Origin of the sequence: Aquimarina sp. AU119 (genome assembly GCF_900312735.1) — a bacterium.
Lineage (GTDB): Bacteria > Bacteroidota > Bacteroidia > Flavobacteriales > Flavobacteriaceae > Aquimarina > Aquimarina algiphila.
Map to the genome: position 1 here is coordinate 202,359 of NZ_OMPF01000003.1, position 12,541 is coordinate 214,899.

Below are 12,541 nucleotides of genomic sequence, written 5' to 3' on the forward strand. Positions count from 1 at the left end.
TTAAGGGGAGGTAACATTGGACGGTTGATAAACGATATATTTTGGATTGGGACTAAGTCAAATATAAATATTTTCCTTTTATCATTTTTTGTAAATTCCAATTTTTTAATTGACAATTTTGCAAACAAACACAGGTCTTTTGATTAAGCTCCAGAGCCTTATGTTTTTTATATATCGCTAAACTATGTTTTTATTCCCGAATGTCAATATTAAATCCAACACCCATACTACTATATTTTTTAAATTCAGCCTGACTTGATTTTTTATAAATTGTACCGTTTGTTAAAAGACCTAGCGAAAAAAAGATTGCCTCTCCTTTTTTGTTTTCTCCTTCGTTATCTACCCATTCAAGAGTAACTATTATATCTGAGTTTACAACTATGTGATAAGATTTTAAGTCAATCGAAATCAATCCAGTCTGTTTTGGTTCTATTTCTACAAATATATTTTTTGTCAAAATATTCTCAAAGGGTTTATTATTTTTTACTGAGTAAAAGTTTATTCTGAAAATAGATTTAGCACTTAAACGATTGTAAGAAATATTGAAATTAAAAGCATCGACAAATGTTGGTTCTTTTCGAATGTTTATTTTAATTCCCATTTCTGCGCCTAATTGGTCGTAACTAAAACCGGTACTTAGGAATTTAGATTTGGTTTTATTTCCAATGATTTTCTTCTTAAGCGCCTTAGTAGTAATTACAACCTCATTTAGCTCACTAATATGCTCGGTTAATTCAATTAAAAAAGGCCTTTTTTTTGATTTCAGATCTTTTATCAATATTTCGATGGGTTTGTAGCCTATCATCGAAATTCTTAAAGTGTCGTTTATAACTTGGTCATTAATTTCAAAAATAAAATTACCTTCTATATCGGTAACTGTTCCAGTTTCTCCATTTAGGACACCAATATTTACATACGATAGTGATTCTCTAGTTTTAGCATCAATTATTTTACCAGATATTTCTGATGTAGCTATTGTTTTTTCTGAAATATCAAAAGTCTCAATATTCGTAGAATCTGATCCAATCAATGTTTCCCAATTTTCTGTAAAGGTATCGTTACCATTTATAGTTTTATTGAAAAAATTAACTGTTGCAGTATTTATGTTTTCATAAATTTTAACTGAGTTTATTGATGCATTGAGAATGGATGGTATACTGGTGAAATCAGAGTGAGTACTATTTTCAAATCGTAAATAAAATTTTTCTGAATTCAATTTTTTAAAATAGTTGTATTCTTCGGTTGGCTGAAAATCATTGAGCTTATCACCACTTTCAAAATAAAGATAACTGATGTTTTGATTTTGTGGATTCAGAAGATTTGAATCATATATTTCTTTAATAAACAGGTCATTATCTTCTCCAGTTGCTCCGTTAGCATACACGTTCGTGTCAACTTCTCCAAAATAATGAGTTTCTGTTCCATCAAAGGAAACTATTGTTTTTATATTTTGATTTTTATTGGACAATACTCCTGCAGCCATACCTCCCCAACTATAAGCAAGAATTCCAATATTGTTTAAATCTACATTTAATTTTTTGTTATTTCTCAAGTAATTCAAAGCAAACTCAGCGTCATAGACTTGCTCTTGCATATCTTCTTTTTCATTAGTCATATCACCAGGATAGCGGCCAACAGACCAAATAGAAACAACAACAAATCCATTTTCTGCCAAACTCTCCAAAACTTTGTAATTCTCGAACCCCATTCCATTGAATCCTGCCATATAGATTATTACTGGGTGTTTTTTACTAGAAGGTGTTATGTTACCAAAGCTATTTGTTTTTATTTCCAATAATTTTTCTCCATCTGTACCGACACCCAATTCGGCAACGTAAAATTGTGCTAACTCTGAAGTAAGTCCAGAGAAATCATTGTTCTCTTGATATTTGACAGCTCTTTCTTCAAATAATTTGAATAAATCTCCAAAAATTAATGGTTTATCTTTTTTTTCATTCGATGGATACCAAATATCTAAATCTACAGGTCGAAAATGTAAACTATCGTTATTCGAGGTTTCAGGCTTATAAATTCTGCCTTTGTCTTTTAAGTTTAAAGACATAAATCCAGCATTATATTTTTCTTTTTGGTTTTGTTGACCAACTAATAGTATGGGAACTAATAAAAGTAAATAACTAATCTTTTTGGGTATCATTTTCTTTTCATGATTGGTGTCTATTGTTAAAGACGCTATTTCTTATCAAATAGTTGTCTTGATTAGGAAATGTTTTTTTTAAATGTGATATAATGTTAAGTATAGAAAAGTAGGGGAGAAGATGTAAATTAAGTTTTGGTTTGATATTAAGTTGAATGTATTATTTTGTATTTATTATCAATATTAAAACATCAATTTTTATATTTTATCACTTTGCAAATCATAATGTTTTTTATTTTGAGATTACTTTTAGTATCCTCAATAATCTCTGTCCTTCGACTTCCCAACTTCCACTAAATCCTTTTGGTAATATAAAGAAGTCTCCTTTATAATATGTTTGAGGTTGACTATTAATTGGTCGGATTGTTAAACTACCATTGAGTATGTGTATGAATTGCTCTTTTTTGTTTTCAGAAATTTCTTTTTTTGTTGGTATTTCTGCTTCTGTAAAAACATCTAATTCTACTCCAGAATAGATAATGTTCTTGTACGTAGTAGAATTATGTTTTGTTAGACCAATTCCAGACAATAATTCTTGGTCCAGCAAAAATGGGTTTTTAGCTATCGATGTTTTGGTGCTATCGCCTCGCTTATTTGAAATTACTGATAATTCCAAATGAAGTTTATTTCCGCCGTTATTTGTCCAATTTCCAGAAAATCCTTTTGGTACAAAAAGGTAATCGCCCGAATAAAAAGTAAGTTTAGTAGAATCTTTAGTTTCTATATCAGCTCTACCATTAATGTAATAGACAAATTCATCAATAGGAAAATTATTGATTTCATTTAATGCAGTTTCACTTGATAAAATGTAGACACTTAGTTCTGCCCCTTTGTAAATATTTTTTTGATAGTATTCACGTTCTGGATGCGCTTTTAATTTTAGCCTGGGTATATCCAATCCTGAGATTAATCTATCCTCAATTTTAAATGGTTCAATTATTGAATCTTTGGATGTTTTTTGAGCAAAAGATAATGTAGATACTATAGTTAAAATTACGGTTATTAAAATTCCTTTCATTACGCACAAGGTTTAGTACAAGTGTAATAGTGGATCAGACACACTTAGTTTTCAGAAAGTAATATACTTAAATAAATACAAAAACGGTTCAGGTTAGTACCCAAACCGCTATCAATTTTATACAGTGTTGACAGAAGTGTTTTTATTCTAAATTGAATATATTAGACTTAATTACTTGAATGTTTTGCAATACGTTTTCACGTTTAATTGTTAGTCGAATAGCTTCATCACCTCTTAAAATTTCTTTTGTGTAATCGTAGAAATCACAATAAGAGCTTTTGGTAATATCTTTGTTGTTAATAGAAATGACAATGTCATTTAGTTTTAATCCAGCTTTTTCTGCAGAAAAATCTTTAAAAATTTTGCTCACGTATACATTGTTATCGTTCCGATTTAAGTCAAACCCAAATGATTTTTTAGAGCTCAGTTTTTCTGTATTTTCAATTGGCGTAAGCAAGAGTTCCTGATCTTTAAAATTCAAGGTAACAATAAAATGTTTTGTAATTCCAGAACCAATAAGATTATAATTATTAGATTTTGAATAGTAGGCAACTTGATTTTGTAGATTAGAACGTCCTATTTTAAAACTTTCTAATGTTTTAATAAACATACTTTCATTTACAATACCATTTGCACTTATAGAACCTTCTCCAATAATCTCGACTACTTCTTGTGAATTTAAATTTACACCAACTTTTTCAGTAAGTGAAATAAAACCGCCGTAGCCAAAATCAAGTAAAAAAGTTAATGTTTTATCATTAATTTTAGCTTTAATAAACGGATTAAAAGTTTTATCTAGTTTTACTTTTATTCTGATTGCATTGTTGAGTTTTTTTAGTTTATTGACGTTGTCGGTCAATATGATTTTTTGTTCTTTAGCATTTACTTGCCAAACAGCATTCTTAATAATGCTTTTACCAATAATCCCCCCATTTGTGTAACATTTGATTTGAGGTGAATCGTCAAAATCAAAATTAAACGCTCCAATTTCTTTAAAATCAATATCTCCAATTTTGATTAAAGGTATTTTTGTTAGTATGATTTTAGATTTTATTTGATTAGAACTACCCACTTCTACTTCCATTACCTTTGGAAGTTTGTTTTTATCCATAATTTCGGAAGTCAATGTATTGTATCCTCCTGTATCAAAAATGTATTCATAATTTTTATTTCCAATATGTACTGGTATTATGAAGTAGCCAAATTTATTTTGGAAGGATATCTCCTCAAAAAAATCATTGTTTTCTAATTTAACAGAATTAGCAAGTGCTAATTGTTCTTTTGCAGATTGAGCACAAGTCAAATCGATTAAAAAAAAGAATATTATGAGTACAATAAGTTTTTGCATTTGTCAAGGCTATTTTTTTATAAAGACGTAAAAAAAATAAAAATGGTTGCCTCGAACCAAATTATGTTGTTTTATCCAACATTCTCGATAATTTTTTAGTGTATAGAGTGTATAATAAGTAGGGGAGTAGAAAGCGATAAACTTTTGGATTTACACTGAAACAAAATGTTGTATTGTTTTTAATTTATCCGTTCTTAAAACTCAAATCTTATAATGTTTAGTCCAATTAACTTTATATGCTCCCTTCTTGTTTTTTAATATTAAATAGTGTTTTCTAAAAATGGATAATCTGTATAACCTTTTTCTCCTGTTGAGTAGAAAGTACTTTGATCTGCTTTTTGTAATGGTATATTTAGCTCAAAACGTTTCACCAAATCGGGATTACTAATAAATGGTTCTCCAAACGAAATTAGATCTGCTAAATTTTGCTCTATTGCATCATTTGCCAATTTTTTTGTGAAACCTCGATTTATGATATATGTTCCCTTGTATAATTTTCGATAATGTTTTGCAGTATCCAAAATACTTTGAGTTGGGTTAGAATCATCTGCTTCTACATAACCTCCAATATGTAGGTAGGCTAAATTATAGTTATTCAGTTTTGTAGTGATGTATTCAAACAGTTGCGTTGTTTCATCATCTGTTTGAATACCAAACCAAGTTTTAAAATCGGGAGAAAGTCTAACGCCTATTTTTGATGAAGGAATTTTTTGTTGAATTGCATCTAATGCGTCAAATAAAATTCGAGCTCTATTTTCAATACTTCCACCATATTGGTCGGTTCTTGTATTGGCACATTTTGCAAAAAATTGATGGAATAAATAGCCATTTGCAGCATGTATTTCTATACCATCAAAACCTGCTTTTATGGCGTTTTCTGTTGCTTTTTGAAAATCTAAAATTGTATTTTTTATTTCTTGAGGAGTCATTTCTTTGGGTGTGACAGTACCTTTAAATCCTGAATGCGTGTAACATTCTGAATTTGGATTAATTTGAGAAGGAGCTAAAGGTAAATTTCCATCAAGTAAATCAGGATGAGATATTCTACCAACGTGCCAAAGTTGAGCAAATATTTTACCTCCTTTTTGATGAACTTTTTCAGTAACATTTTTCCATGAAATTGTTTGCTCTTCACTATATATTCCTGGGACATTTATGTATCCAATGGCTTGTTTGCTTATACTAATCCCTTCTGTAATAATTAATCCTGCTGTTGCCCTTTGTTCATAGTATTGAGCCATTAAGTCAGTTGCCAATCCTTTTTTATTATTAGCTCTACTCCTTGTCATTGGAGCCATTATAACCCTATTTTTTAAGGTTATGTTTTGCGTTATATATTTATCTAATACGGTCATTTTATCTTGAATTTTTGACAAAATTAAGTAAATTTGTTATTATTGCAAGTAATTCGCAATAGTTATTGCGAAAAAGTCGCATTTATATGGAAAGACGTAATACTCCAACTAAAGAAGCCGTGTTAGAATTGCTCAAGAAATCTGGAAAAGCAATGAGCAGAGATGCTATTGAACAAAAAATAACGCAGAACATTAACCGAGCAACAATTTATCGTGTTTTAAATCGGTTTTGCGAAGATGGTATTTTACATCGGGTAGTTGCAGAAGATGGTAAACAGTATTTTGCCGTTTGCGTAAACTGTGATGATAAAATCCTTTCGGGTCATCATTTTCATTTTAGATGTACTAAGTGTGAGACTATTGAATGTCTACCGGTAAAAGTCGATTTTTCGGTACCGAATGGTTATCAAGTGGACGGTGTAAATTGTGTTTTATCCGGAACTTGTGAGGATTGTTCTCGTTGACTTTCAACTGTCCATTACGGTTTTTATATAGCCTGTTATGGTTAGTTTTATTCTAATTCCTTAAAGTATTTTTCTTTAATAATATTTATATGATGCCTTTCATGGCCAATAATCGATTTAAGAAATTCTTCAAGTGTAACTTGATGTTCTTGCGCCATTCCTTTAATTTTCAATTGTTTCTCAGATAATGTGTTGATGAAACTTACTGATGCTTTTCTAACACTTGAAATGTCTGTAATTAATTGTTTCATTCTTAACTCTTCAAATCTAGCATTGCTAACGAGTAAGTTTTGGTCATAGCCCCATAATTCAACTGTTTCTTTTCGACTAAGTTGAAATGCCCTAAACATTTTAATTCTTTCATGATCAGTTATATGCCCAACAACTTGTTTTATAGTCCATTTGCCTGATGAATAACTATAATTACCCTTTTCTTCATCGATTGATTTTAAAAATGTAAGAGTAGAAGGTGAAGAAAAAAGGGAATATAAACCATCATCTTTAACCAAACTGTAATAATAAGGAAATCCGTCTTCTGGTTTATATTCCATAGTTCTTGAAATTTTTCCAATTTTGTATTGTTTCTTATAGCCTCTCTTTCCTGTTATATTTGTATCACAAAGAGTGCTTATGCAATATACAAATTGTTGTGTGTTTGTACATTTTATTCTTCATGATAGATTTTATGAAACATTTTTGCCAAATTTTTTGGGTTTTCTTTCCATGTGTTAAACATTTCAAGTCCTATATCTTCTGGGATAATATCCAGTTCTTCATTTTCTACTTTATCAAGGATTGTTTTGGCAACACTATCTGGCGAGGGCATGTCCCAATCACTTCCTTTATTCATATCAGTATCGATTGCTCCTGGGTTTACTGCATGAACCGTTATTCCTCTTTTAGCTAATTCGATTCGTACAGAATAGGTGGCTGAAAGTAGAGCAGCTTTTGAAGCTGAATATCCTGCAATAGAGGGCAATGGTGAATACGCTACAATTGATGTAAGATTAACTAATGTTGAAGGTGAATTTTGATCTAAAGTAGAAGCAAACGCTCTCATCATATTTAGAGTACCATAATAATTGACATCCATATCTTTTTTGATAGTACTTATTTCTCCATCCAAAATAGTCCCTGGATTTAAAATACCGGCATTGTTAATAAGGACTTGCGTATCTGATGCTTGCTTAACTACTTTAGTTATTTGGTGTTCATTAGTTATATCAAGTTCAAGTGTAATTACTCTATTGTCTTCAAAGTTTGGCATTTTGCCCAAATCTCGGCAAGTAGCATAGATTTTACTAGCTCCTTTTTGCAATGATGCTTTAACAAGTGATTTTCCTATTCCTCTGTTTGCTCCTGTAATGAGAACTACTTTGTTTTTTAAGGTTTGCATATTTTTATGTTTTTATGCAAAATTAAGACTGATGCTACTCGTCTAAAATCCAAAACTTGCTGAATATATGTTTTTCCGTCTTCAATAATACTTTTTTTGTCAAATCCATTCATATTTAAACGTTTAGATAATTCATCATAAGTTTTTAAACGTTCATTAAAAATGAATCCCACTTTTCCGTTTAAGGTTTTGATTTTACAGATGTATCCCTTTAAATCTTTGCGGTTATAGAAGCCACCATAACTAACTGTATGTTTTAAGTCTTTTAAGAATCTCGACGGGTTCTAAAAAGTTAGGGTATCTATTTTTTTAGAGCTGTAGTCAATATTTATGTCATTATATAAAATAGTGCCATTTTCTACAACATAATAATATGTAGTATTCTGTGTGGATATTTTTTGTTTTGTGTTCTCAGATATTACATTTTTTTGTTTCTTCGGGTTGTTTATTTTTTTCTTTACAAGAAAAAAATAAACAGACAATTAATAGTATTGTAATTCTAAAAATTATGTTCTATACTTCTAAAAGTATCCTAAAATCCTTTTTTTTATAATCATTCGGTATGAATTCCCATATTGGTATAGAGTCGGTTTAGATTTCAACAATATCAAGAGTTCATCTTCCAGTAAAATATTCAAAATCTGATGTTACTTTTCTTTTTTCTTACCTAATGAAACCTTATAATCATCTATATTCCCTTTGATCTTTAGATTGAGATACTTTATTTTTTTGTTAGGATCTATTTCTACAATCTCGTCTTCTTGCTCTTCATTAATAGCAGCATCCTTTTTGTTTCCAAATATTTTTTGCCAGGCAGCTTTTCTGACAGTTTTCAAAGGAATACGTAAATAATAATCGATATTTTGATTATTATCATGTGTACCAGACAATTCCATATGGCCCAAAGTAGATTCGATCGTCATAGAGGGAATATTAATTTTTCCTTTCTTGATATCCAAGCTGTTTTGTAAGGTGTCAAACCGAATGTTTTGTAAGTTTTTAGCTCCCATATAATCTGAAAGGGCCAGCATTGGATCGTAATTTTTTAATCTTCCATTTAATACTTTTACATCCATTTCTATAGTAGATTGATCCAGGTCTGGTACCATATCTGGGTATACTCTAATCTTACCCTTAATTCTGGAGGTGAGTTTCCCTTGTAAATTTTCGGAAACAAGATGGTCTTGCCCAAAATTTTCGAATTTGAACAGCAATTTATCCAAATCAACATTATTCATAACTAAATCCGGCTGCATATAGATATGTTTTGGATCGCTACCATTAAAATATCCACTTAATCGAATATTTCCTCCTGCAGCATCCATATTTAAGGTATCTATATAAATGTAATGGTTGAGTGTTGTTCTTAAATCTGCTTTGATGTTTTGAAGATCTATTCTATGGTAAATAAAGTGAGCGATATCTACTTTAAATTGCATATCCGTAAATGGCAACTCATATAAATTGAAGGCATCTGCATGTTCTTTTACATCTGCAGTCTTTGAAGTAACAACTTCTGTTGATTTTTTGGGACTTAAATCGAAATTGAAAAGCGCATCAAAGTCGATATAATTTGCCTTTAATTCGAAATAATTATCTCTTTTCTTTATTTTCTGATCTTCTCCCAAATAATAATTTAAATCGAAATTAAAATTGGTGGTTCCTATTTCTCCATGAAAATCTTTTATCACCAAATGTTCCTCTTCATAATGTATGTTTCCTCTAAAATGGTCAAAGCGAAGTGGATGCAATTTCATTTTTGTATCTAACTTATCTAAAGCCAGATCTATAGAATGTAATGCAGAATCTTTATAATGCATACTAGAGGCAAAATGTAATGCCAAATCATCAAACGCTTCATGTCGATATTCTTTTGGAACATAATTTTCTCCCTTATAGGAAAAGACATCTTCCAGTCTTAACTTTTTAGAGGTGAGATTGATATCTAAATCTACATCTCCGTTAAGTTGGGGTTGCATCCAAAAAGCATAATCATGTATTAGCCCGTCAAAATGAAAATCACTATCATCTATATACCCTGTAAAATCTATTATTTCTAAGTCTTTGTCATTTATTAACATATCGGCATGAAAATCATGTAGTTTATGCGGATAATGTTCCAAGTCAGCATATAAGCTATCGATAAAAAATTCACCTTTGGGTAAAAACTCTGATTCTGTAAAATCTTTTGCAGAAGCTTTAAAAGAAAACCCCAAGCTTAGGTTTTTTATTTGTTCATCAAAACCGGTTTGGGTAGTATCTTGTTTTGAAAAACCTGTTAATTGGGCAATATCTAAGTACTTGGAGGAAATATCCAAATGAGCTTCTACAGGAATGTTAGTATGATGTATAATTGAAGGTAAGTCTGAAAAAAAACCACTTACTGATAGATCCGAATTTCCTATCAATAGTTCAAACTGGTTCAGGGTCGCTTTCTTGCCATCCATTACTAAATGCACATTCAAATCGTGCAGGGGAGCAGGAAGTTCTTTGGCGACTAAACTCAAGTCTTTTACGATCAATTCTGTAAAGTACGCTTGATTGAGTTTTTGCAATGCCTTTTCGGGGTTGTCAATATCAATAATATCGTGAAAATTCATTTTCAGCGAAACTTGTCCTGACGCATCTTGTACTTGCTCTAGTTCAAAAAAGTCTGCAATAAAATCGAGATTGAAATTCGAGTTTATTTGCATGTTCACTTCTGGGGATTCAAAATTCTTTACAAAAATAGAACCTTTAAATTCTCCTTTTTCTAAAGAAGCAGTCATATCAGTTAGAGAAAATTCCATGGTACTTGCATCTCTATTTTCTCCGTTAGTGAAATGACCGTTGAAGCCCATATTATCTATTTTTTTTGCTTTTTTAGTATTTTCTAAAAAGGCTTTACCAGCTCCAAAATTGGCTTTGATAAAAGGTCTGTTTCCTTTGTTAGCGGGTCCCTGGATATTGGCATTAAAATAGATTTCGCCAGCATTTCTATATTTCTCTAATACCGGTATGACATCTGTTGGAGCAAAAGCAATCAGCATATCAAAATTGGGCTTTGTTCCTTTTATAGAAAGGTCAAGATCTACATCATTCTTTGTATCTATGGAACCTTCTAACTCAAAATCTCCATTTTCCATGACAATACTCGAAGGTTGTATGTCAAGAATTCCTGTATATTCATTAAATACTACATCAGTACTTACTTCAAAATGTTTATTATGTATAAAGGTAGTGTCTCCATCTTTGATTACATTTAACTCAAAATGAGTATCTATATGCCCAGCAATGATACTATCTTTTTGGCTAAAACCACCTGTGCCAGCATACATGAATTTTTCGACATCTGTATTTGTGGCTTCATCTAAGGTATGGATATCAAGACTTTTAAATCTGATTTTTTTTAGATGAATATTGGTAGAAGGTGTTTCTGTTTCAGAAGTACTTGCTAAGGAATTTTGAATATTCGTCGTGTTATTTTCATGAATCACAATATTAAAAACGCCTTCTTCTATTACTAAAGACTGAATATCATAATTTCCTTTCACCATATCCCATAGATTAAAACCTATATATATGTCTTTTACATCCATTATGACTGATGCATTATCTTCTTTGGTTTCTAAAATTTTTACATCATATACTTTTATAGAGATGTATGGAAAGTTGCTAAAAAGAGATAATTCACTTTTGCCAACACTAATAAGTCCTTTGTGTTCTTTGTTTAGTTTTGCAATCTCCTCTTTTATAATTTCAGATTGGTTACTCTGAATATATAGCATTAGGCCTCCTACTGATAAAATAGGAACTAAAATCAGTACTAGTAAAATTCGTTTCCAGAATTTTTTAATTTTCAAAGTAGATATCTTTAGGGTTAGAAAAGGTGTTTGACCTTAAAAGTAACGAATTAGTATGAAAAAATCTTATTTTAGAATACGATTTAGTTTTTGGCCGACCGTATTTATTGATTATATATTTTAAAGCTTTTAATAATTTAGAATATTTAAAGCCATTCTTCCTAACAACACCGATCTATACATTTAATTTAGAAAAATAAATATCTGTGTTTTTAGTTTTCAAACTTAATTTATAATTAGATGCCAATAAAAAGTTTTAGTCCGGAAATTCTGCTCCAGTTGAAAACGCTAAAAACAATAGAATCCAAGGAAGAAGGAACATTAGTAGAATAATTATTGAAAATATGATTACATATTTTTTTCTTTTTGTTATTTTATAGATTAACAATCCACCAAGAATGCCAATCATCAAAAAACCAATAATATATTCCATTCTTTTGATATTATTTCTTTTCTTCTCGCATAATTTTCTCCATTTTACGACCTCTTGCCAACTCATCAATCAGCTTTTCCATACGTCTACATTGTTTATACAATTCAAATTCATCCTCTATTTCTTCAATTCTATAACCACAAACGACTCCTTTAATTAAGTGCGCGTTTGGATTTATTTCGGCTTTTTGAAAAAATGTTCTAAAAGTTGCTTTTTCATCTATAAGTGCTTGTAAAGCATCTTGATCAAAACCAGTAAACCATTTAATTACTTGGTTGAGTTCTTCTTTTGTTCTACCATTTTTCTCTAATCTATTTAGGTATAATGGATAAATGGATGCAAATATCATATTGGCAACCTTTTCATTTTTTTCGGCTGTAACTTTCATTTTTACTGGATTTTTAACTAATTGATGTTACCGTGTTTGTGTATAATTTTATGCTATGTTTTAGCAACTAATTTAACAAATACAAACCGAATAGAGAATCCATGGGGATTTTAGTTAGAGCTAGCAATTAATTTTATGAGGT

Annotated in this window: 9 protein-coding genes; 1 reads left to right on the plus strand and 8 read right to left on the minus strand. The window is 30.3% G+C overall.

Features of this window, described 5'->3' with window-relative positions:
• Positions 1-190: 190 nt before the first annotated feature.
• From DK442_RS04415 to DK442_RS04430, 4 genes are all read right to left on the minus strand, one after another.
• Positions 191-2,155, minus strand: a complete 1,965-nt coding sequence (locus DK442_RS04415) for a carboxypeptidase-like regulatory domain-containing protein (protein ID WP_109434646.1) — start codon at positions 2,153-2,155, stop codon at positions 191-193.
• A 232-nt stretch (positions 2,156-2,387) separates the two neighbouring features.
• Positions 2,388-3,173 (minus strand): cupin domain-containing protein, encoded by a 786-nt coding sequence (locus DK442_RS04420; protein ID WP_109434647.1) that lies wholly within the window; start codon positions 3,171-3,173, stop codon positions 2,388-2,390.
• Between the two features lie 142 nt (positions 3,174-3,315).
• Positions 3,316-4,521, minus strand: coding sequence for a PDZ domain-containing protein (locus DK442_RS04425; RefSeq protein WP_109434648.1), 1,206 nt, complete (start codon positions 4,519-4,521; stop codon positions 3,316-3,318).
• A gap of 260 nt (positions 4,522-4,781) precedes the next feature.
• Positions 4,782-5,897, minus strand: a complete 1,116-nt coding sequence (locus DK442_RS04430) for an alkene reductase (RefSeq protein WP_370444655.1) — start codon at positions 5,895-5,897, stop codon at positions 4,782-4,784.
• A 44-nt stretch (positions 5,898-5,941) separates the two neighbouring features.
• Between DK442_RS04430 and DK442_RS04435 the strand changes: the two genes are divergently transcribed.
• Positions 5,942-6,340 carry a transcriptional repressor gene (locus DK442_RS04435; RefSeq protein ID WP_333924528.1) on the plus strand — a complete coding sequence of 133 codons (399 nt, stop codon included), beginning with the start codon at positions 5,942-5,944 and terminating at the stop codon, positions 6,338-6,340.
• Positions 6,341-6,387: 47 nt separating this feature from the next.
• On the opposite strand, the gene DK442_RS04440 is transcribed toward DK442_RS04435, so the two are convergent.
• From DK442_RS04440 to DK442_RS04460, 4 genes are all read right to left on the minus strand, one after another.
• A complete protein-coding gene (locus DK442_RS04440; protein WP_109434651.1) occupies positions 6,388-6,891 on the minus strand; it encodes a DinB family protein in 504 nt (167 codons plus the stop codon).
• Between the two features lie 113 nt (positions 6,892-7,004).
• Positions 7,005-7,736, minus strand: a complete 732-nt coding sequence (locus DK442_RS04445; RefSeq protein ID WP_109434652.1) for an SDR family oxidoreductase — start codon at positions 7,734-7,736, stop codon at positions 7,005-7,007.
• A gap of 647 nt (positions 7,737-8,383) precedes the next feature.
• Positions 8,384-11,578 carry an AsmA-like C-terminal region-containing protein gene (locus DK442_RS04455; protein ID WP_109434654.1) on the minus strand — a complete coding sequence of 1,065 codons (3,195 nt, stop codon included), beginning with the start codon at positions 11,576-11,578 and terminating at the stop codon, positions 8,384-8,386.
• 443 nt (positions 11,579-12,021) lie between these two features.
• Entirely contained in the window at positions 12,022-12,399 is a 378-nt protein-coding gene (locus DK442_RS04460; protein WP_109434655.1) for a DUF2200 domain-containing protein, read from the minus strand.
• Between the last annotated feature and the right edge of the window lie 142 nt (positions 12,400-12,541).